This is a genomic window from Faecalibacterium sp. PGM34, from assembly GCF_054456555.1.
In genome coordinates this window covers 1,869,707-1,890,747 of the sequence record NZ_CM136898.1, presented here as the reverse complement: position 1 = coordinate 1,890,747, position 21,041 = coordinate 1,869,707, and the positions used below count along the sequence as shown (strand labels likewise).

Below are 21,041 nucleotides of genomic sequence, written 5' to 3'. Positions count from 1 at the left end.
TCCTTCTGCTTATACCCGCATCACCCGGATGGGGCTGCGGTGTGCGTCCATGTCCAGCGGGTCATCCCGCATCACCACCTCTTTGCGTACCTGCCGGGGACTGATGGGGTTTTCCATCAGCACATACCGGCACTCGTCGTAGATGTGGTCCTCCTGCGTGGTGTCAATGTCCTCCACGTTGCTCTCATCGTACACAAGGTTCGGGATAGTGCGGATAAAATGCCGGCAGGTGTCAAACACCTGAAACATCGGCCGCCCCTCCGCGTCAAATGCCAGCCGGTAGTGCAGCTGCATCTTGCCCGCAATGCGGGTGTGGTCGCCCGGCCGCCACGTCACAAAGTACGGGTACTTCTCCTGCATCTCGGCAATGCTCTCGCCCTGGCTCTCGTTGAAGATGGCCGGGTCTGCCACTCCCTGGATCACCCTGTCCTTCAGCATCGGGTCGTTCTGCTCTGCCTCCCGGATGCGCCTTGCCTGCTCCACCGGGTCGATGCGCAGCCCCTCGTTGGGCGTACCGGTGCAGCCGTATAATTCCTTGATGCGGTAAAGCCGCCCCTCCTCGTCCGCTGCATACCACCCCACCGAGAAGGGCTTCGAGTAACCAAAGTCGTATCCGCGCCAGATGTGCCAGTGCGCCGGAATGCGGAAGGGCTTGATCACATGGGTCCACCGCTGATCCTCGTAGTGCGCCGGGTCGTTGCGCCACTCGGTAAATACCTGTCCGTTAAAGCTGTCCCAGTCCCCGTACAGCAGCGCCTGCTTTTCCGCCTCCGGCAAGCTTGCCAGCGTGCCCAGATACCCCGGGTCGTTCTCCAGCAGCTTTTTGTTGTCGAACACCGTAGACGGGATAAACACCCGCGTGCGCCGCAGCTTTGCAACGCTGCCGTCCGGCTTTTTCACGTCCACCAGCTGCACCATCCGGGTGCCGGGCGGGGCAGGCGTGATGAACCGCGCCTTCACCCAGCCGTGCCCGATGCCGCCGGGGTTTGCCGTTGCCCGCATGTACACCACTGTGCCCGGCCCTGTGGGTCGGTTGCGGCTCATCAGGTAGCTGTACTCCTCCCATGTGAAGTGTGTCAGCTCGTCCACCCCGATAAAATCAAAGGCTTTGCCTTGGTAGTTGTACTTGTCCTGCGTGCGGAACATGGACCCGAAATAGATCTTCGCCCCGCTGGGGAAGGTCAGCACATGGCTGGAAGCGTTGTACCGCGCCTTCGGGAAGACCGGCCTGTAATACTGCATCGTCTTGTCGATCAGCTCGGAAAGCTGCGGGTAGGTCTTCCGCACGATCAACCCACGATAGTGCGGCACGTCCACCTGCCGCAGCGCCTCGATCACCAGTGCGTCGCTCTTGCCGCCGCCAGCGGCCCCGCCGTATAGCGCCTCGTCCTCGCACCGCCGCATAAAGGCAGCCTGTTTCGGCTGCGGCTTCCACACGATGCTTCTCTTATACCGTCCCGCTGCCATCCAGTACCACCTCCGGCCTTTCGTCCTCGCTCTGCGGCTCCATCAGCACCGTCGGCACGCTCTGGCCGCTGTCCCGGTCCGTGTCCGGCACCAGCGCCGCCGCGTTTGCCGCCGCCGTCAGCAGCACCGCCGCCACGTTGGCTGCATCCTTGTCGCTCATGGTCATGCTGTCGTACCGCGCCAGCTGCTGTACCAGCGCCTTGCGCGCATCCTCGTCCAGCTCCCGGTCGTAGCTGCCCGGGCTTGCGTATACCACAAGCCCCGTTTCGGTTGCGTCCGCCAGCACCTCGTCCTCGCTTTTCAAGCGGCTGCCCAGCGCAAAGTCCCGTGCCCGCACATCCTCGTCCAGTCTCTGGTGCAGCTTTGCCCGCACCTCGGCAGCCCTCTGGTTCTCGGCCACCCGCTGCTGTAAGTATCCGATCTGCGCCTTCGCCCCCAGCGCCGCCCGCGCCGCGATCTCCCGTGCCGCCTCCGCTCTGGCTTTGGCAAATACGCTGTCCGGCTTCCCGGCCTCTTCTGCCATCCAGCTGCGGATGGTGCTCTCCGGCACGCCGTACTTGCGCGCCACCGCACAGATGGAGTTTGAGCCGATCATGGCCATCACCACCGCTGCCCGCACCGCCGCCGGATACTTTTTCCCCGGCCCTGCCTGCCGGGCACTGTGTTTCTGCAATACTTCCGCCCCGCCATGCCGGTTCTGTCCTCCTTTGCCCTATGCTTTCAGTCTACCGCATCCCGCCGGGCAAAATAACTACGGACATTTTCATGTCCTCCGTTTCATCGGAACCCGGGTTGCGGCACCCAGCGTCTGCTTTGTGCCTTGGGCGGCACGCGCAGCCTGCTGGCCGCTGCCCCAACAGCTCCTCCCTGTTTCTGCCGCTGGCAGCGGTCGTCGCCGTTGCAGACATTTTAGCGGAACCCGGGTTGGGGCAGCGGTCTTCGCCGTTGCAGACATTTTCGTAGCACAAAAAGACCGCGCACAACCGTGCCCAGTCTCTCCCGTCCCTCCGGGGTCACTCCTCCCGCAGCAGCCCTGCCTGCGCTGCATAGATCCCCACCGTGCTCAACACCTCCAGCTCCTTGGTGTAGTAGGTGGTGCGCCCGATGTACAGCGCCTTGATCACCGCGTCCTCCCGCATCCCCTCCATGTACCGCAGCCGCAGCAACTCCCAGCACACCGGGTCTGTGTGGGCATAGTACGCCCGCGCCTTTTCCAGTACGCCGTTCCATCCCGCCGCCCGGCTTCCCGGCTCCCGCAGCGCCCTGCGCACCGCCTTCCGCTGCTTTTTCGTCACTGTCCGCCCTGCCTTTCCCGCCGATCAGCGCCAGCTTTTCCAAATTCCGGCCGAGTTTTCTCTCTTTCCGCGCGCCCGCGTTAAAAAGCGCGCGAAAATTTAATTTTATCTGTCATGTGCGAGCTTTCGCAAACCCTCTCCGCCGCAGGATCAGATACGCCTGCGGCTCTGTGGCTTCCCATCCACCCGGCCTTGCGTCCTCGCTTTCGTGCAGCTGTCCCGGGTCGTAGATCATCACCTTCACGCATTCCCAGCCCGGGTACCGCTGCTCCCACCAGTAGGCGCAGTCCGCACAGTCGGTGCAGCCCTTGTGCAGCTGCTTGCGGCTCCACCGGCTGTCGTTGGGCCGCTGTTCCTCGGGCAATATCAGGTTGCGTGTCTCTAAGCACCGCCGCCAGCTGTGGCCGTAGATGTACCCCAGCGTACCGTTTTTGCCCTCGCCGGAAAGCCCCAGCAGCTTCTTCATGTCCATCCGGTCCACGTTCATGGTGCCCAGCGGCTCAAACTCCCGCGTCCCGGGGATGCGCCGCCGCCATAGATCCTCCAGCATCTCCCGCCACTCCCGCCGGTCTGTCTCACCCATGCCCACGCATTGGGCAAAGCCGTGCATGTGCAGCCGTCCGGTCTCGCCCTTGCGCACTGCCCACAGCATCAGCCGGATCTTCTCCCTCTCCACCCCGAACCGCTTGCAGGTGGCGTACTTTACCCGCCGCGCGTAGTTCTCCACGTCCTTCCAGCAAGCAGCCTCGTCATCCGGCAGGTAGCAGTCCTCGTATGTACCGGTCAGGAAAAACCCCCGCTTGTCAAAATTCGCCAGCACCTTCCGCTGCTTCCTGCGCATGCTGGCGGCTTTGTTCCGGCTCTTCTGCCCCTTGTCGCTCTCCTTGCGCTTCTTTCCCCGCTTGCGGTGCTCCTGATCCGTCACGGCATACACTCCAACGGCCATGTACTCGTCCCCGCACCGGATCTTCTTTTCCCGGATGTAGCTTTTCCGCATAGGCTGCTCCTGTAATTCTCTCTTTTGTGACCCACACAGTCACAGAAATAACGGGTATACTAGCTCCCCAAAGCGCCCACCCGGACGCTTTTTATAAAAAGGTATCAGACAAAACGCCTGCCGCCGAGCCTTCTCTCAGCAGCACCCGTTCCTACCTGATGCTTTTGTGGTCGCCAAAGCCCCCGGCCACGCGCTCACCGCGCCGCCGGGGGCTGATTTCGGGTTCTTCCGCCCCTCGTACTCTCCTTGTGAATCTTTTATCCTCGCAGCCCGCAGGCTGCGAGGATAACCAAACACAAAACCTCTTTCCTCTGTCCATGGTCAGAGCACACGCGGCGGCCATTCTTATCTCTGCCGTTTCCCGATCCAGAACTCCTCGTCAAAGTCGTTCTTGTGGATGCTTCCCGCGTAGGTCTCGTTTCTGGTGTGCAGCCTTTCCTTTGCCAGCTCCTTCTTCCACGCCTTGTACTTTTCGCAGTAGTCGGAGCAGGCGGGCCGCCGCTCCGGGCAGTCCTTCGTGCAGCACCGCTTTACCATACCGGGGCCTCCGGCTTGCCCGCTGCTGCCCAGTAGCCGTATTGCAGCTCCTTCTTTCCAGCTTTCAGTGCTGCCTCGTTGTATAGGCACATCCGGTGTACATCCCGCTGCAAGGGGGTCTCGTCCTTTCCTTCCGGCTTTGCTTTCGGCTGCGGCTTCTTGGGCTGTGGCTTCTCCTGGGGCTTGTGGTGACGTGCAGCTGCTGCCTCTGCGTCCGCCCTCTCCCTTTCTATCCGGTAGCGCCGGGGTCTTGCCCCCTCCACCTGCACCCGGTAGGCAGCGCTCACCGCGTTCTTGCGCTTGTATAGCCCCGCCTTTACCAGCTGCTCCGGGGTGCCACGGTATAACAGCTTGTTCGTCTGCGGGTCGTACAGGCTGTAAATGTACTCCATCAGCTCCTGCCTCCGTTCCCGTACAGCTCCACCTCTGCACCGTCCTCCGCGATCAGGATCCCGCCGTCCAGCGCCTGCGCCAGCTGCTGCAGCCGCGCAGCGCTCAGCTTCAGCAGCCCGCCGGGCTTGCACCATCGCCGGACGTAGCCCTCCTGCACCGCCAGCTTGTCGCTCAGCGTCGCCGGGTTCTCGCCCCGGTAGTTCATTGCCTCCTGTAAGGTCATTTTCCTCTTCTCCTTTCCCAGCTCGTGGGCACCTGCTGCTCCATCACAGCCCGGATGCGCCTGTCCATCTCGTCCTTTGCCAGTGGCAGGGTGCAGGGCACCCGCATCCGGCTCACCTGCGCCCGGATCTGTGTTTTCTGCATCTCTGTCAGTACCTCCGCCGTGTGCTGGCGGTAAGCTTCCAGCTCTCGCTCCTCCGGCACCTCCAGCACCTCCACCTCGGTGCCGTAGCTCTGCGCCGCCGCCCGCCGGAACCATTCCAGCGCCACGTCCACGCCCTCTTCCAGCACCCACTGGTTCAGCTGCCGGTAGTTGTCCATCGTAGCATCATACAGCCGGATCAGCCGCTCCGTACTAAATCCCAGCACCTCGGCGCACGCCACGGCATACACCCGCCACTCCAGCGTGGCAGCCTCGTCCACCGCGCCCTTGATCTTCAGCTCCGTGTGCGTCTTGGCCACGCCCTTGGCGTTCGGGATCAGCAGCTCCCACGGCGTACCCTTCGGCAGCCGACTGCGCAGCCACGCCTCCGCGTTCCGCCTTGCCTCATGTGCTCTGCCGCCCGCCGCCATGATCCGCAGCACCTCGCCGTTCACCTCGCTCCGGCGCTTGTCCACCTTCTCCAGCCGTTTCCTTCCAAGACCAAACACCTCATGCAGCGCAATGGTCACGCAGGCGTGGGTAAAGTCGATGGCATTGTTCTGCGCCAGCGTGATCCGGTTTTCAAGGCTCATTTTTTTCATTGCGCCGTCCTCCTGTAAAATTCCTCGTTCAGCTTTCCCCACTCGTCCAGCGTCAGTCTTTTGTCCGCCGCTGCCCGCGCGATCACCCTGTATGCCGGACCGTTGCGGTCACGCGGGTGCATCCAGTCCACCTCTTCCAGCGCCTTGTCCAGCTGTGCCCGGTATTCCTCGTAGGTCATCAGCCCTGCACCTCCCCCTGCCGCTTCATCAGCTCTGCCATAAGCGCTGCCTCCTTGCCTTTAAAAGTCTGCGTGTGCACCTCACAGCTCCTGCCCTCCATCACGTCCAGCAGCTCCTCTTCCATCATCTTTCCAAAGTTAGCAGCGCACTCTATCTTTTCATCGTGGGTCAGTTCCTTCTTCAGCAGGCTTACCACAAAGGCAAGGTACGCCTGATGCATGGCATCCAGCGTCTTTTCGTTGCTGGTGCCCTTGCCGTGGCACTGCATCACCACTCTTTTGCCGTCGCTCTTGATTATGATCTCAATGTTGTTTTCCATGTCTGCATTCCTTTCTCATTTCAGCTTTTCCGTATGGTACGGCGTAAAGCTGTCGTACTCCACATAATGCTGCTTTGCCATCTCCACGGCCTTTGCCCGGGCAATGCCCTCGGTGGGCGCGCCCACCACATAGCTCAGGCACTGGACGTACTGGCTGTTCGTCTCCGGCAGGGTCTTTGCGCACTCCACCTGCACCCGGTACTTGCTCATCAGCCTGCCCTCCTGCTGCGCTGCACGGTGTTCCCCGGCTGCTGGTGGATCTTCTTCGTCTGCTGCTCCCGGTCCTGCGCGGCAAAGCCCAGCCGCATAAATACCACCGCTGCCGCCAGCAGGCCGAGCGCCGTGCAAACCTCTCCGTCCGTGATCACGCCGCCCAGCTGCGCACCGCCCTCGATGCCCATTCCTACCAGCAGCCCGGTCAAACCGCACCCTGCCGCCAGCCAGTGCCATAACCCTGATTTGATCCTCATTGCAAAATCCTCCGTTTCGTGTTAAACTTCTGGTGATAAGTCGTCACATCTATCACCTTGCAGGGCTCGTCGGTGCTGTCACACCGCCGGGCTCTCTTTTTTTGTTGTGCCGGTTCAGCTGCGCCAGCTCTTCCGCCGTCAGCTCCTCCACCAGAAAATCATATTTCCGCAGCGGCTTCTGCCCGCCAGCACCCTTCCGGTGGTGGCTCAGCACGCTGTAAAAGCTGTTCCGGCTCGCGTAACCCAGCCGCCTTGCGCACTCCGTGCCCGTGCCGCTCGCCACCAGCTCCCCTGTCTTGCGCAGCCAAATGGTGTACCAGTTCATAACCGCCCCACCTTCTGCCGGAAAAAGCTGTCCAGCCACGCATAAAAGCCCGCCCGGCTGATCAGAAACTCGTCCTGCTTCATCGGGATCGGCACGCACCAGTCAAACCGGTTTGCCATGCACATGGCCTTAAACTTCGTCGGGCTCATCTGGATCGGTTCAAACCCGTCCGGCACCACATGGAACGCCTCGCAGCACTCCATCGGGCTCATGGTCAGCTTCTCTGCCATCCTTCTTCGCCTCCTTTAATCCAGTTCCAGCTCCTCCGTCTCCGCGATCACCTGCATCACCTTCAAAAGCCGCTGCCCGGCGTGCTTTGCTTCCAGCGCTAAGTACTCCGCGTCATCGTCCGGCCGCTGGTCCATGGTGTTCTTCAGCCGATCCAGCTTGTCCAGCATGTCGCAGCAGATTGCGATCCCGCCCTCCAGCAGCCACCTGCTGGCCGTCTGCATGGGTTCTGTCGCCTTCGGGCTCACCAGCTTGCCCGCCGGGGCCGTCCTCCGCACCTCATCGCACTCGTTCTTCATCATACGCCCGTGCCCTCCTGCGTCAGGCCCGCTTTTTCTGCGTCCTCAATGCTCACGCCGTCAAAGCTCAGCTCCAGCTCCCGCAGCACTTTTTCCTGCGTTTTCACATCCACCCCTGCCCGCCTCATGGCGATCAGACAGTAACCCATGCACGCCGTATTTCTCCACGGCCCGTTCAGGTTCATCAACAAACTCTTGTCCATCATGGTTCGTACCTCCTGTTGCATTCTCTTTCCTTCCCGTGCTATCCCATCTGCAAGACCCACTCTGCCACAATAAGCGTCATATACATTCCGCTCACAAGCATTGAGTAAAAAATGTACCCCTGCCGCTCACCGCCCAGCCACCGTCTGGTCACCCATAGCGCCGTCAGGTTCAGTGCCCAGCAAAGCACCAGCATCCATATCTGCATGGTTCACCTCCTCGTACGTTCCGTTAAACGCCCTGTCCTGTCTGCCATTGCGCAGCGCCATCCTCTGTGCCCGCTTCATGCGGGCTTTTTTGTTGCCGTCCATCCATTCACCGCCTTCTGCTTACGCGCTCTTGCCATCCCGGGCAGGATGGAACAGGTACTCCATCCGCATCCCGGGAAACAGGCTGTTGCGTACTTTTTCCGCTTCCGGGTAGGTAAAGTCCGTTTCGCCGTTGATTTTGTTTCTTGCAGTCTTCTCTGAGCAGCCAATGGTTTCCATAATGTCCTTGACCGTCAGGCCGTTGCGTTGCATCTCTGCTTTCAGATTGTCCATTCAACATCCTCCATTCCTTTTCGTTTTACCGTTTACGGTAATCCGTGATTTGATTCTACATCCTCAAAAGGTAAAAGTCAACCCTGTTTTGGAAGATTTTTATATTATTCGGTAATAAATTATTGACTTGTCGCCCGCGCTTCCTTATAATAGAGAAAAAAGAGAAAGGAGAATCTTACCGTGTGGCTCGAAAAACTCAATCACCTAAAAAAGCTCAGTGGTATGACCATTGAACAGATTTCGGCGGCGTCCGGTGTTCCAAAAGGGACCCTGAACAAGTTGTTCGCCGGTCAGACGAAAGATCCCCAGCTATCTACCGTTTCCGCCGTTGTGCATTGCATGGGGTATACGCTGGACGATCTGTCCGATAATACCGTAAACGGTAAAGTCGCCCTCACCCCGCATCAGTCCGCCCTGCTTTCCTCTTTTGATCTGCTCAACGAGGAAGGCCAGCAGAAAGCTCTGGACTATGTGGACGATCTGGTGCTCACCGGGCGCTATAAAAAATGTGCTTCGCTGGGCGTGGATAGAAATGAAGCGTAAATAAAAAAACCGTCCCGGTGCTGTCCGGAACGGTTCAATTTGCATGAAAAGGTGTGATTTTTATGATGGTTTCCCCTGAATACCCTTATTACAAACACATCCTCCTCTACTCAAACAGGATTCTTGCGTCATCTTCTTATCCGCTTCAACTTTCCCCCACTCCCGCACTTGCTCGTATTTATGCCTTTTTCCTTGCCGTCTGCACCGATATGCTTGCCCTTGATCTCGACACTGCACTTTTATGCACCATTAAACTCTCCAGCAATAACGATGCCTTTGCTAATGACATCGTTTCTTTTCTCGCTCGCTATCGTGCGCGTTGGCAGGACGCCCGTATTCATCTTCCAGATAGTGAGACAGACCTTGCACAAACCGAAGATCTTCCCATTCTATTTGACATCGTAATGCGCGATCTGCAAGATATTAATGCCAACGTTTCTTTTTCCACCCTTGCCTCTGAGCTTTCCAGCTTCTTAAAAGATCTTTCTGCCTCTCTTCATCCTGTTGAATTTCCTGCCGAACTTCTGAAGCCGCGTCCCTCGTTATCCTCCCGCGCCCTTCCGTGGCTCGTTGGCATCCTGATCCTCTCCATTGCATTTCTTTTGTATGCAGTCACCCGCTGACCGTGCACAAAGCAAAACCCCCTCAGCCGTAAAGCCAAGGGAGGGTGAAAATCATCCAGTTTATAACTAAAAGCAATTTTTTCAAATGTGATTTTCACTTTGTCAAGGTCAAATCCACATTTTCTTTGTTGCGTTTGCAACATTTCACTTTTTTTTCGTATACAATCGGGGTCCGTTCTAGTATAATAACAGTAACGGAACCCGCTAAGCCTCTGGATGCGTCAGCATCTATGCGTATCATGGCGGGTCTTTTTTTATCCACTTTTGCGAGGACATCTAAAATGGCAGGAATCAAAGCCTTTTGTACTTATGATCAGCAGCTGCAGATCCTAAAGGATCGTGGGTTGCTTATTCCAGACGAATCTCTGGCGCTTCAATGGCTCAAAGAAAAAAACTATTATCGCCTCAGCGCTTACTCCCTTACGCTGCGGCAGAAAGATCCCACTACCGGAAATGATAGGTTTAACGAGCATGCATCATTTTCCACCATCATCGATCTGTATCAATTTGACGACCAGTTCCGGGCTGCTGTTTCCCATGCAACATCCATTGTAGAAACAAATCTCAAAGCCTATATAGCGTATTATCACTCCGCCCGTTACGGCCCTGTTGGTTATATGGACGGCAAAAACTTTGAAGACCCATGGAAGCATGCTAAGTTGTTAACCGGCCTTTCCAAATCCCTCGGCCTTCGTAAAGACGAACCGTTTGTATTGCATCATCACAAAGATCTTAATGATATCTATCCTGTTTGGGTCATCGTCGAGGTTCTGTCTTTCGATCAGATTTCTATGATGTATCGCAACCTTTTGCCAGAAGATCGTGCTGCAATCGCGCGCGAGTTCTATTCTATTTCCTCGCGCGAATACATCGAAAACTGGACGCATTGCGCTGTTGTAGCTCGAAACATTGCTGCCCATGGCTCTCGTTTTTATCACCGTCAGCGCGTCAACCCACCTGTTAAGATGCCAAAGGATATTAATTTGTATGGAACAAAGCCCTTTGGCTATATCTATGCAATTTATCATCTGTTGCCTCGTTCCGAACGTTCTTTCTTTATTACCGCCCTTGAATCTTGTTTTTCTCTGCATCCTTCCGCACAACTGTCTGAGCTGGGCTTTCCAAAAGAGTGGGTCTCCCTTCTAACCTCTTACTAATCAAAAGCAAAACCCCCTCAGCCGTAAAGCCAAGGGGGTCATGCCTGTCAAACAGGGGATCCAAAAAGTAGGAGGTAATTGTTATGCCTATCAACCCGTGCATCTCTTCCCTTTTATGGTAGCACCGGCAGCTGTGCGGGTCAAGCGTTCAAAACGCATTACACAAAATAAAATGTCCGGGTGCTGGTACGAACAGCCCCCGGACGGAATGCAACACATTAAAACCGATAATGTGCCTGCCGTGGATAGTATACCACACTCCCGGCAGCCGCGCAACCGAAAGGAGTGTGATCTCATGGATTGCATCCGCTGCAGCCGTCCCCTGCCGGAGGGTGCCCTGTTCTGTCCGTGGTGCGGCAAGCACCAGACCGCCGCAGCACCCCCGCCGCAGCGCCGCACCCGCCGCCGTCCCAGAGGCAGCGGCACTGTCTATCTGAAAAAGGATCATCTCCGCGCAAATCCATGGGTCGCCAAGACCGGACGCGGCGAAATCCTTGGCAATTACGCCAGCTCCGCCGAGGCTACGCTTGCGCTGGACGATTATAATGCCAGGCACACCAGTGCCGCCCGGCTGCGCTATACCTTTGCCGATGTTTACGCAAAATGGAAGGCTGTCCACTTTCAGGATGTCGGCCCCAAAGGTCAGTACAGCTACGAGCAGGCCTACGCCAAAGCCGCGCCCCTGTATGATCGAGAAATGCGGGAACTTAAAACCGAGGACTACCAGCAGGTCATCACCTCTCTGGCCGAGAACGGTCTTTCCCGCAGCAGCTGCGAAAAGCAGCGGCAGCTGTTCAGCCAGCTGTGCAAGTGGGCCATGCAGAACGATATCATTTCCATCAACTACACCGAGGGCTTGCGTCTGCCCTCTGCCTCCCCCAAAAAAGAGCGCACCCTCACCCGCGCCGAGATCCAGCGCATCCAGACCGTCGCCGACAATGCCGACCCGGCCAACCGCCTGCGGCTCACCGCCCAGATCGCGCTGGTGCTGGTGTACACCGGCATGCGTATCGACGAGCTGCTCTCCATGCGCCGGGACGATGTGCATCTGGATCAGGGTTATCTTGTCGGCGGCGAAAAGACCGAAGCCGGCCGTCAGCGTATCATCCCCATCCTGCCGCAGATCAAAAAGATCATTGCGGGCTGGATGCTGGACAGCATTGACCACACCTACCTGCTTCCCACTACCACCGGACGCAAAAAGGATATCAACGCCGTCGAGCACTCCTTCCGCCGCCTGATGGACAGCTGCGGCATCAACCAGCCCAACACCCCCAAAGCGCAGCGCGTCACGCCCCACTCTTTGCGCCGCACAGCTGCCACGCGCCTCGTGGAAGGCAAAGCCGACCCTACCGCTGTGCAGGCCATTCTCGGCCACGCCGACTTCACCACCACGGCAAATTATTACACGGTGCACGATGCAGCCTATCTCGCCGAGGAAATGCAGAAGTTCAAAACATAGGCTCCCATTAAGCTCCCCAAACAACTTTTTATTTCGTTCCTACGTTAGTTTGTTTTGCTTCCCAAGCAGTAGGCGGCGGGTTCGAGTCCCGTATCCTGCTCCAAAACATAGCGGTGAAACGTTCAAAATTTGTTCGTTTTGCCGCTTTTTATTTTGTTTTGCTTGCCTTTGATTGCAAATCATGCTATACTCCTATCAGCAGAAATGCCCGGGCGTTTAACGCCCTCCTCGGTTTTGAAGACCGTGCCAGCGCATTTCTGCTTTTTTATTGCCTTTGGCAGCATCCTGTGCTATGATAAAATGCAGAAAGCAGCTTAGGGGCGTTACTGCCCTGCTCGGTCTTGAATACCGTGGTAAGGCTGCTTTTATTTTTGTTTGCTTTCAACGGCAGACCGTGCTATACTTTGAGCAGAGACCTTCGACCCGCTGCTCCTCGAATCCTCGGATTCCATGTGGGCTTTGCCGGAGGTCTCTTGGAAGCGCTCCGGCAATCTACTTCTAGAATCTACGGATTCTGCACGGGTACCACCGGAGGGTTTCTGTAAAGCCTTCCGGCTGTCTACTCCTTGAATCCTCGGATTCTACGTGGGTTTCGCCGGAGGCTTTATTTTTGCCGTAAAAAACACTCCCGGGCTTTTTGTAGGAAGACCCGGGAGTGTTTGCGTTTAACTGATCTTATATCGTGTTACTTTGCCACGAGTTCTGCGGCAAGGGCGTCCATCTGTGCCTCGGCAGCAGCGTTGGCGGCAGAACGGATGGTGACCACGTTCTCGCAGAGGGTGATGTTCTTCATGCTCTCCAGCTCGGCGCGCATAAGCTTTGCAGCCATGGGTGCCCAAGTGCCGTTTTCCATCAGGCCGATGGTGCGGTTCTGGAAGCTCTTAGTCTTGAGGTGAGCCAGCAGGTTCTCCATCGGCGGGAAGAGGAAGCCATCGTAGGTAGCGCAGGCCAGCACGATCTTGCCGCAGCGGAAAGCCTCGGTGACGGCGTAGGACACATCGGTGCGGGTCAGGTCCATCTCCACCACCTTTGCGCCCTGTGCGCGCAGCTTTTCGGCCATGGTGTGGGCGGCGGCGCGGGTGTGGCCGTGGATGGATGCGCTGGCTACCAGAACCTTTTCCGGCTCCTCGGCCTTGTAGCTGGACCAGAGATCATAGTAGTTCAGGTACTTGCCCAGATCACCGGTAAGCACCGGGCCGTGCAGCGGGCAGATTGTCTTGATATCCAGTGCAGCAGCCTTTTTGAGCAGTGCCTGCACCTGCGGGCCGTACTTGCCCACGATGTTCAGGTAGTAGCGGCGGGCTTCGCTGGCCCAGTCGGCGTTTTCGTCAAACTTTGCCACAGCACCAAAGCGGCCAAAGCCATCGGCGGAGAACAGCACCTTCTCGCTGCTCTCGTAGCTGACCATGACCTCCGGCCAGTGCACCATGGGGGCAAACATAAAGGTGAGGGTGTGGGCGCCAAGGATCAGGCTCTCGCCGTCCTTCACCACCACGCGGCGCGCCGGAGCAATGGCATCTGCGCCAAAGAACTGCTCCATATACTGGAAGGTCTTGGCGTTGCCTACCACCTGCATTTCCGGGTAGAGCGCAGCCAGCTTTGCCACGTTGGCACCGTGGTCCGGCTCCATGTGGGAGACCACCAGATAGGCTGGCTTGCAGCCGCCCAGTGCCTCGGCAAGGTTTTCCAGCCAAGGCTCAGTGGCGCGGGCGTCCACCGTATCCAGAATGGTGGTCTTTTCGTCCAGAATGACATAGGAATTATAGCTGACCCCGGTGGGCACCGGATACTGGCTCTCGAACAGGTCGATTGTGGTATCGTCCACGCCCACACCAAGGATGGCTTCGCTGATTTTTTTCATGCTCATACCATTCAGACTCCTTTTGGGTTTATCTTGTACCGTAAATTGGCAAATACTTCTGAGAACAATTCCTATTGTAGCACATCGTCGGAAATTTCGCAAGGGATAATGCGGGGAGCTTCTGCGCATCAACGCTTTTCCCCGCTCTCCGGCAGACGTGCCGTTACCGGTCCGCCCGGCTCGGTGTCCAGTTCCAGCAGGGTGGCGGCGGTGTTTTCGTCCAACGTCTGCACCGCACGCAGCTTGCGGCTGATGGCGCGGCTGCGCACCCCGATGAGGTTGTCCAGCTCTTCATCGGTCTGGCGCAGGCGCTGCTGCATCTTGGAAAGCCCCTGCCCGAACTTGTCGAACTCGGTTTTGACCGCCCCCAGCAGCTGCCACACCTCGCCGGAGCGTTTCTGGATGGCAAGGGTCTTGAAGCCCATCTGCAGGCTGTTGAGCAGCGCCGCCATGGTGCTGGGGCCGGCTACGTTCACCTGATAATCCCGCTGCAAAACCTCCAACAGCCCGGCATTTACCACCTCGGCGTACAGCCCCTCAAAGGGCAGAAACAGGATGCCGAAAGCTGTGGTGTAGGGCGGCTCCACATATTTTTCCCGGATATCCTTTGCCTCGCTGCGCAGCACCAGTTCCAGCGCGTGGCGGGCGTTTTCCACAGCCTGCGCATCGCCGGAGGCCTGTGCATCCTGCAGGTGGGCGTAGGTATCGCCGGGAAACTTGGAATCGATGGGCAGCCAGACGCTGCCGCCGTCCACGCCGGGCATACGGATGGCGTACTCCACCCGCTGGGTGCTGCCGGGGATGGTGGCTACGTTGGTGTCGTACTGCTCCGGTGCAAGGATCTCTTCCAGAATTGCACCCAGCTGGATCTCGCCCAGAATGCCGCGGGTCTTGACGCCGGAAAGCACCTGCTTCAGCCCGCCCACATCGGCGGCAAGGCTCTGCATCTCGCCCAAGCCCTTGTACACCTGTTCCAGCTGGTCGTTGACCGCCTTAAAGCTTTCGGTCACCCGCTTTTGCAGTGCATCCTGCAATTGCTCATCCACGGTGTGGCGGATCTCGTCCAGCTTCTGGGCATTCTGTGCCTGCATGGCGGCAAGACCGTCTGCCAGCGTTTTGCGCATCTCCTCCAGCTTGCGGGCGTTGGAGGCTTCCAAACCCTGCAGCCGCTGTTCCATGGTCTGCTGCTGGGTGCTCTGCCCTGCCGTCAGGGTGCTGCTCATGCCCTGCACTGCGGTTTGGAGGGTATCGCTGATGTGCGCCATCGCGGTCAGATTCTGCTGTGCCTGCTGCGCCTGCTTTTCTTCCAGCACCCGCGCCTGTGCTTCCAGCTGCTGACGCAGCCATTCCTTTAGTTCCGCGTCATCCTGCCGGGCGGCGGGCTTGCCGGTGCGGTACAGCAAAAGCGCCTGTAACAGGCAGATGGCCACCAGCAAAAGCGTATACAGTCCTGCCAAAAATCCCATAGACATTCTCCTTTAACTCAAAAATCCGGGTCTTGCGGTAATGGCAGACCCGGATGTGCTTATACTTCCTGATGCTTTACGATCTCCTGCGTGGTCTCTACCTGCTGGCCGTACAGACCCACGCCGTCTACCTCCATCTCGCCTATCTGATTATCACAGGGGTCGGCGCGGAAGGAACACATGGGCGGGTCGAAGGGGGCGCAGATGTCGCTGTTGGCTACCATGCGGTCGGTGTCCAGATTGCCGAAGTAGTGCAGGCGCATCTTCTCATTGCCCGCACGCGCCATGGACGCACCGGCAGAGCAATCGGCGTACATCCAGCCCTTAGGGGCAATATAGAACATGGCCCAGTCGTGGCAGCCTGCGGTCTCCGGCCGTGCCACCATGCCGCTCTGCCACTTTGCCGGGATGCCTGCAATGCGGCAAAGGGTGATAAAGGTAGCTGCCATTACGCCGCAATCTCCCCGGCGGCTGCGGGCGCAGTTATCGGTGATGTTCTCGTGCACAAAATACATGGGCTGGAAGTGATAGTGCACGTTCAGGGTGACAAAATCGTAAATGCGCTTTGCCTTCTGCACCGGGTCGGTGATACCCTCGGTCAGCTGGGCAGCCAGTGCCTTCATATAAGGGGTAAAGGCGATGTGGGGCAGCTGCTCGGCGGTGTCAAAATCCGGCTGCACGGGGTCGGCGTGCAATTCCAGCGGGGCAGCGTAGTGCGCGGTGCTGCGGTAGCTGTACTGTGCGCCAAAACGGCAATTCTCGGCAAGGTCTGCCTCCCAGTACGCGGTACGCTGGGGTGCAGTCTCCGGGGCGATATAGGTGGGCGGCGCGGTAAAGCTGTCCAGCGTGATATTGCTCTGTGCCGGGCAGGCAGCAGGCAGCGGCAGCCATACCTTGACGTGCACGGTATCTCTTCCCTCAGCCTTTGCAGCGGCAAGGGCGCGGGCAAAGGTCTCGTCAGTCATGCCGATGCTGGTGCGCAGGGTGATGTCTGCGCTGACTGCGCCGGTGCGCACCATCTGGTCGTGCTGAGGCTCAAAACGGTCCCAGCTGCGCTCCGGGACGGGCGCGTCCAGCTGACGGGCGGCAAGGTCGGGATGGGTAGCAACCAGCGTTTCGGCGGCGCGGTAGATATAGCGCTTCTGCCCTTCCACAAAGCGCCAGTCCATCTGCCCGGCAGCGTCCAGCGCAGCGAACTCCTCGGCGGTAAAGTCCCGCAGGGTGGCCTGCAGCTGGTTCAGCAGCTGGTCGGCGGTGAGAGTGTAATCCCGCGGCAGACGGCGCAAAATTTCCCGGTGCGCCAGCAGACCCTGCCGCCACGCATCCACGCCGTGGGGGGTGGGGTTTACCGGCAGCGCACCCTGCGGGTGCAGGGGCTGGTTCTGGCTGGCAGTCCAGTCCTCGGCCAGACAGGCGTCGATACGCGCAATGGCGGCATCGTAATAGCCCGCCTCCTTCAGGCGGCGGATATCGTCCGGCAGCTCCATATTCAGGTATGCAAAACAAGTATTCTGATCCATCATGTTCTACTCCTTTTTATTTATGGTCAGGCGGCAGTCTGCTGCTCCCAGAAAGCTACTGCTTCCGTCAGCCAGCCCTCGGCATCAGTGTTATCGCCTATCCCGATGCAATGGGGTGCAGACTCAAACACTTTTACAACATAAGGCACCTTATGAGCTTCCAGCGCTGCTTGCAGCGCCGGACCCTGCACCTGATTGATCATCCATGGCAGCACCTTGTCATCCTTCCCGTACCAGAAAAATACCGGCGGATAATCATCCGTGATAAGATCTGCCACACTGGAGCAGTAATAATGCCACCCATAGTTGCCGGTATCCATAAATACCTGATACGCGATCTTCACCTCTGAAAAGTTCACAACTGAATAACCCAGCAGCAATGCGCCGGGTCTTGCAACGCCGTAATGACCGTAGCCACGCTCCTTGTTCGCAAACACACCCGCAAGCTGACCACCGGAGGAGTAGCCTACCAGCGCATAGTCCTGCGTCTGGATGGAAAGCTCCTCGTCAAGGCTCGTCACCAGCTGCACCGCCCGTGCCAGATCCTGAAGCGGGGCGTTGTTGCCCAGATCCAAAAAGGTGCGGTAGCGCAGCACGAACACAGCATAGCCCAGTTTATGCAGCTCGTAGGCGGTGGAGCCGCCCTCACCCATCTCTGAGGTTATGGTCAGGGCGTTGCCGGGGATTACGATAGCCGTTTTTGCGTTGGGCATCTCTGCCGGATAATAGAACAGCTGCACACAGCCCAGACTGGAATTCTGTTCGATCTCCTCCGGGGTGTAGACCTGATAGGTAACCTTGACGCCCTTGTTATAGTTATCAATGATAAAGTTTAGTGCAGCAATGCCGGATTCCCGGTCGGTGTCGCCAAAATAGTCGTGCAGGGTCTTGTTTTTCCAGCGTGCCACCATCAGCGGCGTCATCTCGCGGCAATATGTATAATAGCCGGTTCCTTGAATCGCCGGGTTTGCGCGCAGCTGTGCCATCGTAGTTTCCGCAGTAACATGGGGTGCGATTTCTGCGCCAAAGGCAGGCAGCGCCGCGCAAAGAACAAACCATACCATACACAGCAGCGCATGTACAGTTTTTCTCATAGTTCCTCCACAGCTGGCAATGTGCCTGATGCACCGCCAATTTCTTACCATTGATCAGGCGGCAGTCTGCTGCTCCCAGAATTCAATTGCCTGCTGCACCCACCCTTCTGCATCGGTGCCGCGGGCAGTACCGATGGCATGCGGTGCATTTTCAAACACAAGGCATTTATAGGTAACGCCAGAAGCTTCCAGCGCCCGTTGCAGTGCTGGCCCCTGCAAAGAAAATCCCATTCGCTTCATATATACGTCGTTTTTTCCATACCAGAAAAAGACGGGCGTGTAATTTTCATTTACCACATCTGAAATATTAGTCCAATAATAGCGCCAGCTCAGTGCCGCAGGGTCAATTACCAGATGGTACACTGGTTTGACCTCTGCAAAATTATTAATGGGATAGCCCAAAAGCAATGCTGCCGGCTGCGGGACACCAAATGCCTGGTAACCAAATTCGGGGGAATCCGAACCGATCAACCCCACGATCTGCCCTCCGGAAGAAAACCCGACCAGTGCATAATCATCTGGCTGCACATCAAACTGCGCAGCATGATCGATCACATAACGCACTGCATTTCCGACATCCCACACTGGCGCATTATCCGTTGCTTCCATAAAGGAACGGTAGCGTAACACAAACACGGCATAGCCCGCTTCATGCAGCTGCCACGCCATAGAGCCGCCCTCTCCCAATTCCGAGGTCGTAGGCCCGCCGTTGCCCGGCACAACAATTGCAAACCTGGCATTACTCGTATCCGCCGGAAAGTAGTACAACTGCACCATGCCCAGCTGCACATTTTCTGCGATTTCTTCTGGGCTGTACACCTGCCATGTGACCTGCACGCCCTTGTTATAGTTTTCAATTACAAGGTTCATCGCGCTTACTACATCCTGCGCTTCCGGCGCACCCACATACGACTCGATCGTAGTGTCCATCCAGCGGGTATCCTTTTCTGACCATTCATTGCAGTATGTATAGTATCCCGACCCCTTGATGCTTGAATGCTCACGCAGTTCCCTCATCGTAGTCTGCACAGTGATATTCGGCTCACCCAATTCTGCACCAAAAGCAGGCATTGTCATTCCAAACAACAGGCATCCCATGCACAGCAGCATACAAATTGCTTTCTTCATACGTCCTCCGTCCGGGCATATAACGTTCATCTCTGCATCCCGATGCTTTTATTGTATCACAAATGGGTGAGATGTCAAAGCAATTTCTGTGCAGTCCGCTTCTTGTACCGCCCGGCAAATTCTGCTATACTGGAATTTATCCGGGAGTGGAAAGAGAATGCGGGCAATTTTCGGCCCGCCGAGGATGAAAGTATGGACAAGATCATCATCCGGCCTATGACGCCGGAGGACTGGAGCGCGGTCTCCAGAATCTATGTTGAGGGCATCGCTACGGAATACGCCACTTTCCAGACCGAATGCCCACCCTATACCGCGTGGGACGCTTCCCACACAAAGGAGTGCCGCTTGGTCATCCTTTCCGGCGGGGTGCTGGCGGGGTGGTGCGCCTTGCACCGGGTAGACCCCCGCTGGTGCTACCGTGGCGTAGCCGAGGTAAGCATCTATGTAGGCGAACAGTTCCGGGGGCACGGGCTGGGCTTTCGGCTTTTGAGCGCCCTGTGTGCTGCTGCCGAAAAGGCCGGGTACTGGACGCTGCAATCCACCGTTTTACAGGATAACGCCGCCAGCCGTGCCCTGCACGCCAAGTGCGGTTTCCGGCTGGTGGGACGCCGGGAACGCATTGCACGGGACTGCCACGGCCGCTGGCTGGACACCTACCTGATGGAGCGCCGCGCTGCCGCAGACGAACCGGAGGGGTTCAAAAAGCTATAACCAGCCGCTTGGTGCAGGCTAACGATTGGATATGGTCTCCGCTGCGCTCTGACCATTTTTAGCGGAATGATTATTTTATTTGTAGGCCGGGAAAATCTGCGGATTTTCCCGGCCTACCTCTTCACGAAGCAGGAGCGTAAAGCAGAAGGAGCCGCTGCACTTTTTGGGTGCAGCGGCTCCTGTTATTTGCAATGATTCGATTTTACCACTCGTCGTATTCGCCGTCGGCGTTTTTGGCGGCAGCCACACGGCTGCGCTTGAACATGCTTTCCACCACAGCGCAGTATTTATCGGCAAGGCAGACGATGATCGCCTCGCGGCAGCTGGGCACATGACGGAAGGTCAGCGGCCACATGTGACTGGAAATGATGCTCTGTTCCTTTTTGGTGATATGGAACACTTTTTCTGCATTGACGCAGGCGCAGCCTGGGTGAGAGAAGCCGTGCATCTCGAACAGGCGGCGGATGCCGTGGAAGGTACCCTTTTTGTGCCAGTCATACAGGTAAAAATCGTGAAGGAAAGCACCGACAGCCAGCGAGGTCTCGTCTGCACCCAGATGCAGGCGGTGATTCAGCCAGCAGCTGACCAGCACCACATTCTTGCAGTGCTGATAGGTGGTAACGTCCCCATGCTGGATGAACTCCCGCATCTGCTGCACCTTGGGGTTTTGATCGTATTTTTCCAAAATGGCATAAAGCTGTTCACGTTCCGTAACAGAAAGCTGCATGAGCAAAATTTCCTTTCAACTCAATACGTTAACGTTTGTTTCAGGAGCGGAGCTGCACCGGGTTGGAATTGCCGAAGTTTTCGGCCTTGGACGGGTTTGCCCGCTTGAGGGTCAGGTCTACCAGATACTGCTTGCCATCGCCCAGTTCTTCCAGCTGGGCAAGCTTTGCATTGGCAGAAGCTTCGTCCGGGTACCACTGGATGAGGAAGAAGTTTTCCGCTTCCACTCCGTAGTACAGCCAGAAGCCGTCTGCCCGCAGCAGATCGTCCAGATGATCCACCTCTTCGCCGTCCGGCAGGCCAAGACCTTCCTCTGCATAGAGATTTTCCGGCTCTACCTGCAGCATCTCAATGACCTGAATGGAGCTTTGCAGATACTCGTCCTGCGAGGTGCTCTTATCCGAGCGCTCCCAGCCGGTGAGAAATGCCTGCATAAGCAGATCGCGCACCTTGATGCGCGGCAGTGTGGGATCCATAACCATTTTTGTTTCCTTCTTTCGTGGTTTTTATCCCCGTTGGACAGTATAC

Annotated in this window: 30 protein-coding genes; 5 read left to right on the top strand and 25 right to left on the bottom strand. The window is 57.4% G+C overall.

Annotated features, from left to right (window positions below):
- Positions 1 to 9 precede the first annotated feature (9 nt).
- The 18 genes from ACXPUX_RS08860 to ACXPUX_RS08775 form a co-directional block, all read right to left on the bottom strand.
- On the bottom strand, positions 10 to 1,467 hold the full coding sequence (locus ACXPUX_RS08860; protein ID WP_458827986.1) for a terminase large subunit domain-containing protein: 1,458 nt from the start codon (positions 1,465 to 1,467) through the stop codon (positions 10 to 12).
- On the bottom strand, positions 1,448 to 2,140 hold the full coding sequence (locus ACXPUX_RS08855) for a hypothetical protein (protein WP_458827985.1): 693 nt from the start codon (positions 2,138 to 2,140) through the stop codon (positions 1,448 to 1,450). Before ACXPUX_RS08855 ends, ACXPUX_RS08860 begins: the two co-directional genes overlap by 20 nt.
- 340 nt (positions 2,141 to 2,480) lie before the next feature.
- Entirely contained in the window at positions 2,481 to 2,762 is a 282-nt protein-coding gene (locus tag ACXPUX_RS08850; protein WP_458827984.1) for a SqdX protein, read from the bottom strand.
- 112 nt (positions 2,763 to 2,874) lie between these two features.
- A complete protein-coding gene (locus tag ACXPUX_RS08845) occupies positions 2,875 to 3,759 on the bottom strand; it encodes a hypothetical protein (protein ID WP_458827983.1) in 885 nt (294 codons plus the stop codon).
- A 345-nt stretch (positions 3,760 to 4,104) separates the two neighbouring features.
- Positions 4,105 to 4,296, bottom strand: a complete 192-nt coding sequence (locus ACXPUX_RS08840; RefSeq protein ID WP_458827982.1) for a hypothetical protein — start codon at positions 4,294 to 4,296, stop codon at positions 4,105 to 4,107.
- Positions 4,290 to 4,688 (bottom strand): hypothetical protein, encoded by a 399-nt coding sequence (locus ACXPUX_RS08835; RefSeq protein ID WP_458827981.1) that lies wholly within the window; start codon positions 4,686 to 4,688, stop codon positions 4,290 to 4,292. The genes ACXPUX_RS08840 and ACXPUX_RS08835 overlap by 7 nt, the downstream gene beginning before the upstream one ends.
- Positions 4,688 to 4,912 (bottom strand): hypothetical protein, encoded by a 225-nt coding sequence (locus ACXPUX_RS08830; RefSeq protein ID WP_458827979.1) that lies wholly within the window; start codon positions 4,910 to 4,912, stop codon positions 4,688 to 4,690. Before ACXPUX_RS08830 ends, ACXPUX_RS08835 begins: the two co-directional genes overlap by 1 nt.
- On the bottom strand, positions 4,909 to 5,655 hold the full coding sequence (locus ACXPUX_RS08825) for a hypothetical protein (RefSeq protein WP_458827978.1): 747 nt from the start codon (positions 5,653 to 5,655) through the stop codon (positions 4,909 to 4,911). The genes ACXPUX_RS08830 and ACXPUX_RS08825 overlap by 4 nt, the downstream gene beginning before the upstream one ends.
- On the bottom strand, positions 5,652 to 5,834 hold the full coding sequence (locus tag ACXPUX_RS08820; protein ID WP_458827977.1) for a hypothetical protein: 183 nt from the start codon (positions 5,832 to 5,834) through the stop codon (positions 5,652 to 5,654). Before ACXPUX_RS08820 ends, ACXPUX_RS08825 begins: the two co-directional genes overlap by 4 nt.
- Entirely contained in the window at positions 5,834 to 6,154 is a 321-nt protein-coding gene (locus ACXPUX_RS08815; protein ID WP_458827976.1) for a hypothetical protein, read from the bottom strand. The genes ACXPUX_RS08820 and ACXPUX_RS08815 overlap by 1 nt, the downstream gene beginning before the upstream one ends.
- 15 nt (positions 6,155 to 6,169) lie before the next feature.
- The gene (locus ACXPUX_RS08810; protein WP_458827975.1) at positions 6,170 to 6,364 is read right to left on the bottom strand and encodes a hypothetical protein; all 195 of its coding nucleotides are present in this window, start codon (positions 6,362 to 6,364) and stop codon (positions 6,170 to 6,172) included.
- On the bottom strand, positions 6,364 to 6,624 hold the full coding sequence (locus ACXPUX_RS08805; protein ID WP_458827974.1) for a hypothetical protein: 261 nt from the start codon (positions 6,622 to 6,624) through the stop codon (positions 6,364 to 6,366). Before ACXPUX_RS08805 ends, ACXPUX_RS08810 begins: the two co-directional genes overlap by 1 nt.
- Before the next feature lie 52 nt (positions 6,625 to 6,676).
- Positions 6,677 to 6,949 carry a hypothetical protein gene (locus ACXPUX_RS08800; RefSeq protein ID WP_458827973.1) on the bottom strand — a complete coding sequence of 91 codons (273 nt, stop codon included), beginning with the start codon at positions 6,947 to 6,949 and terminating at the stop codon, positions 6,677 to 6,679.
- Positions 6,946 to 7,179, bottom strand: coding sequence for a hypothetical protein (locus ACXPUX_RS08795; RefSeq protein WP_458827972.1), 234 nt, complete (start codon positions 7,177 to 7,179; stop codon positions 6,946 to 6,948). Before ACXPUX_RS08795 ends, ACXPUX_RS08800 begins: the two co-directional genes overlap by 4 nt.
- A 15-nt stretch (positions 7,180 to 7,194) precedes the next feature.
- The gene (locus ACXPUX_RS08790; protein WP_458827971.1) at positions 7,195 to 7,479 is read right to left on the bottom strand and encodes a hypothetical protein; all 285 of its coding nucleotides are present in this window, start codon (positions 7,477 to 7,479) and stop codon (positions 7,195 to 7,197) included.
- Entirely contained in the window at positions 7,476 to 7,682 is a 207-nt protein-coding gene (locus tag ACXPUX_RS08785; RefSeq protein ID WP_458827970.1) for a hypothetical protein, read from the bottom strand. Before ACXPUX_RS08785 ends, ACXPUX_RS08790 begins: the two co-directional genes overlap by 4 nt.
- 126 nt (positions 7,683 to 7,808) lie before the next feature.
- Positions 7,809 to 7,991 carry a hypothetical protein gene (locus ACXPUX_RS08780; RefSeq protein ID WP_458827969.1) on the bottom strand — a complete coding sequence of 61 codons (183 nt, stop codon included), beginning with the start codon at positions 7,989 to 7,991 and terminating at the stop codon, positions 7,809 to 7,811.
- A gap of 18 nt (positions 7,992 to 8,009) precedes the next feature.
- A complete protein-coding gene (locus ACXPUX_RS08775) occupies positions 8,010 to 8,222 on the bottom strand; it encodes a hypothetical protein (protein WP_458827968.1) in 213 nt (70 codons plus the stop codon).
- A gap of 180 nt (positions 8,223 to 8,402) precedes the next feature.
- On the opposite strand from ACXPUX_RS08775, the gene ACXPUX_RS08770 reads away from it, so the two are divergent.
- From ACXPUX_RS08770 to ACXPUX_RS08755, 4 genes are all read left to right on the top strand, one after another.
- Positions 8,403 to 8,765, top strand: a complete 363-nt coding sequence (locus ACXPUX_RS08770; RefSeq protein WP_458827967.1) for a helix-turn-helix domain-containing protein — start codon at positions 8,403 to 8,405, stop codon at positions 8,763 to 8,765.
- A 62-nt stretch (positions 8,766 to 8,827) separates the two neighbouring features.
- Positions 8,828 to 9,388 carry a hypothetical protein gene (locus ACXPUX_RS08765; RefSeq protein WP_458827966.1) on the top strand — a complete coding sequence of 187 codons (561 nt, stop codon included), beginning with the start codon at positions 8,828 to 8,830 and terminating at the stop codon, positions 9,386 to 9,388.
- Positions 9,389 to 9,669: 281 nt separating this feature from the next.
- Positions 9,670 to 10,545 (top strand): Abi family protein, encoded by an 876-nt coding sequence (locus tag ACXPUX_RS08760; protein WP_458827965.1) that lies wholly within the window; start codon positions 9,670 to 9,672, stop codon positions 10,543 to 10,545.
- Between the two features lie 295 nt (positions 10,546 to 10,840).
- Complete coding sequence (locus ACXPUX_RS08755; RefSeq protein WP_458827963.1) at positions 10,841 to 12,007, top strand: tyrosine-type recombinase/integrase; 1,167 nt, start codon at positions 10,841 to 10,843, stop codon at positions 12,005 to 12,007.
- 685 nt (positions 12,008 to 12,692) lie between these two features.
- On the opposite strand, the gene ACXPUX_RS08750 is transcribed toward ACXPUX_RS08755, so the two are convergent.
- The 5 genes from ACXPUX_RS08750 to ACXPUX_RS08730 all read right to left on the bottom strand — a co-directional run bounded on the left by ACXPUX_RS08750 (position 12,693) and on the right by ACXPUX_RS08730 (position 19,076).
- Positions 12,693 to 13,874 carry an FprA family A-type flavoprotein gene (locus ACXPUX_RS08750; RefSeq protein WP_458827962.1) on the bottom strand — a complete coding sequence of 394 codons (1,182 nt, stop codon included), beginning with the start codon at positions 13,872 to 13,874 and terminating at the stop codon, positions 12,693 to 12,695.
- Between the two features lie 122 nt (positions 13,875 to 13,996).
- Positions 13,997 to 15,334 carry a DNA recombination protein RmuC gene (locus ACXPUX_RS08745; RefSeq protein ID WP_458827961.1) on the bottom strand — a complete coding sequence of 446 codons (1,338 nt, stop codon included), beginning with the start codon at positions 15,332 to 15,334 and terminating at the stop codon, positions 13,997 to 13,999.
- Positions 15,335 to 15,393: 59 nt separating this feature from the next.
- The gene (locus ACXPUX_RS08740) at positions 15,394 to 16,857 is read right to left on the bottom strand and encodes a transglutaminase-like domain-containing protein (protein ID WP_458827960.1); all 1,464 of its coding nucleotides are present in this window, start codon (positions 16,855 to 16,857) and stop codon (positions 15,394 to 15,396) included.
- Positions 16,858 to 16,880: 23 nt separating this feature from the next.
- Positions 16,881 to 17,948 carry an alpha/beta hydrolase gene (locus ACXPUX_RS08735; protein ID WP_458827959.1) on the bottom strand — a complete coding sequence of 356 codons (1,068 nt, stop codon included), beginning with the start codon at positions 17,946 to 17,948 and terminating at the stop codon, positions 16,881 to 16,883.
- A gap of 54 nt (positions 17,949 to 18,002) precedes the next feature.
- A complete protein-coding gene (locus ACXPUX_RS08730) occupies positions 18,003 to 19,076 on the bottom strand; it encodes an alpha/beta hydrolase (protein ID WP_458827958.1) in 1,074 nt (357 codons plus the stop codon).
- A gap of 192 nt (positions 19,077 to 19,268) precedes the next feature.
- On the opposite strand from ACXPUX_RS08730, the gene ACXPUX_RS08725 reads away from it, so the two are divergent.
- Complete coding sequence (locus ACXPUX_RS08725; protein WP_249241999.1) at positions 19,269 to 19,787, top strand: GNAT family N-acetyltransferase; 519 nt, start codon at positions 19,269 to 19,271, stop codon at positions 19,785 to 19,787.
- A 202-nt stretch (positions 19,788 to 19,989) separates the two neighbouring features.
- Here ACXPUX_RS08725 and ACXPUX_RS08720 read toward each other — a convergent pair whose 3' ends face one another.
- Together ACXPUX_RS08720 and ACXPUX_RS08715 are read right to left on the bottom strand one after the other, a co-directional pair.
- Positions 19,990 to 20,514 (bottom strand): HD domain-containing protein, encoded by a 525-nt coding sequence (locus ACXPUX_RS08720; RefSeq protein ID WP_458827957.1) that lies wholly within the window; start codon positions 20,512 to 20,514, stop codon positions 19,990 to 19,992.
- 40 nt (positions 20,515 to 20,554) lie between these two features.
- Complete coding sequence (locus ACXPUX_RS08715; RefSeq protein ID WP_458827956.1) at positions 20,555 to 20,995, bottom strand: hypothetical protein; 441 nt, start codon at positions 20,993 to 20,995, stop codon at positions 20,555 to 20,557.
- Positions 20,996 to 21,041: the final 46 nt, after the last annotated feature.

Bases quoted from the DNA above. Each gene is read 5' to 3' on its own strand.
- ACXPUX_RS08860 (WP_458827986.1), bottom strand. From the start codon at position 1,467: ATGGCAGCGGGACGGTATAAGAGAAGCATCGTGTGGAAGCCGCAGCCG.
- ACXPUX_RS08845 (WP_458827983.1), bottom strand. From the start codon at position 3,759: ATGCGGAAAAGCTACATCCGGGAAAAGAAGATCCGGTGCGGGGACGAG.
- ACXPUX_RS08840 (WP_458827982.1), bottom strand. From the start codon at position 4,296: ATGGTAAAGCGGTGCTGCACGAAGGACTGCCCGGAGCGGCGGCCCGCC.
- ACXPUX_RS08835 (WP_458827981.1), bottom strand. From the start codon at position 4,688: ATGGAGTACATTTACAGCCTGTACGACCCGCAGACGAACAAGCTGTTA.
- ACXPUX_RS08830 (WP_458827979.1), bottom strand. From the start codon at position 4,912: ATGACCTTACAGGAGGCAATGAACTACCGGGGCGAGAACCCGGCGACG.
- ACXPUX_RS08825 (WP_458827978.1), bottom strand. From the start codon at position 5,655: ATGAAAAAAATGAGCCTTGAAAACCGGATCACGCTGGCGCAGAACAAT.
- ACXPUX_RS08820 (WP_458827977.1), bottom strand. From the start codon at position 5,834: ATGACCTACGAGGAATACCGGGCACAGCTGGACAAGGCGCTGGAAGAG.
- ACXPUX_RS08815 (WP_458827976.1), bottom strand. From the start codon at position 6,154: ATGGAAAACAACATTGAGATCATAATCAAGAGCGACGGCAAAAGAGTG.
- ACXPUX_RS08810 (WP_458827975.1), bottom strand. From the start codon at position 6,364: ATGAGCAAGTACCGGGTGCAGGTGGAGTGCGCAAAGACCCTGCCGGAG.
- ACXPUX_RS08805 (WP_458827974.1), bottom strand. From the start codon at position 6,624: ATGAGGATCAAATCAGGGTTATGGCACTGGCTGGCGGCAGGGTGCGGT.
- ACXPUX_RS08800 (WP_458827973.1), bottom strand. From the start codon at position 6,949: ATGAACTGGTACACCATTTGGCTGCGCAAGACAGGGGAGCTGGTGGCG.
- ACXPUX_RS08795 (WP_458827972.1), bottom strand. From the start codon at position 7,179: ATGGCAGAGAAGCTGACCATGAGCCCGATGGAGTGCTGCGAGGCGTTC.
- ACXPUX_RS08790 (WP_458827971.1), bottom strand. From the start codon at position 7,479: ATGATGAAGAACGAGTGCGATGAGGTGCGGAGGACGGCCCCGGCGGGC.
- ACXPUX_RS08785 (WP_458827970.1), bottom strand. From the start codon at position 7,682: ATGATGGACAAGAGTTTGTTGATGAACCTGAACGGGCCGTGGAGAAAT.
- ACXPUX_RS08780 (WP_458827969.1), bottom strand. From the start codon at position 7,991: ATGGACGGCAACAAAAAAGCCCGCATGAAGCGGGCACAGAGGATGGCG.
- ACXPUX_RS08775 (WP_458827968.1), bottom strand. From the start codon at position 8,222: ATGGACAATCTGAAAGCAGAGATGCAACGCAACGGCCTGACGGTCAAG.
- ACXPUX_RS08765 (WP_458827966.1), top strand. From the start codon at position 8,828: ATGATGGTTTCCCCTGAATACCCTTATTACAAACACATCCTCCTCTAC.
- ACXPUX_RS08760 (WP_458827965.1), top strand. From the start codon at position 9,670: ATGGCAGGAATCAAAGCCTTTTGTACTTATGATCAGCAGCTGCAGATC.
- ACXPUX_RS08755 (WP_458827963.1), top strand. From the start codon at position 10,841: ATGGATTGCATCCGCTGCAGCCGTCCCCTGCCGGAGGGTGCCCTGTTC.
- ACXPUX_RS08750 (WP_458827962.1), bottom strand. From the start codon at position 13,874: ATGAGCATGAAAAAAATCAGCGAAGCCATCCTTGGTGTGGGCGTGGAC.
- ACXPUX_RS08745 (WP_458827961.1), bottom strand. From the start codon at position 15,334: ATGGGATTTTTGGCAGGACTGTATACGCTTTTGCTGGTGGCCATCTGC.
- ACXPUX_RS08740 (WP_458827960.1), bottom strand. From the start codon at position 16,857: ATGATGGATCAGAATACTTGTTTTGCATACCTGAATATGGAGCTGCCG.
- ACXPUX_RS08735 (WP_458827959.1), bottom strand. From the start codon at position 17,948: ATGAGAAAAACTGTACATGCGCTGCTGTGTATGGTATGGTTTGTTCTT.
- ACXPUX_RS08730 (WP_458827958.1), bottom strand. From the start codon at position 19,076: ATGAAGAAAGCAATTTGTATGCTGCTGTGCATGGGATGCCTGTTGTTT.
- ACXPUX_RS08725 (WP_249241999.1), top strand. From the start codon at position 19,269: ATGGACAAGATCATCATCCGGCCTATGACGCCGGAGGACTGGAGCGCG.
- ACXPUX_RS08720 (WP_458827957.1), bottom strand. From the start codon at position 20,514: ATGCAGCTTTCTGTTACGGAACGTGAACAGCTTTATGCCATTTTGGAA.
- ACXPUX_RS08715 (WP_458827956.1), bottom strand. From the start codon at position 20,995: ATGGTTATGGATCCCACACTGCCGCGCATCAAGGTGCGCGATCTGCTT.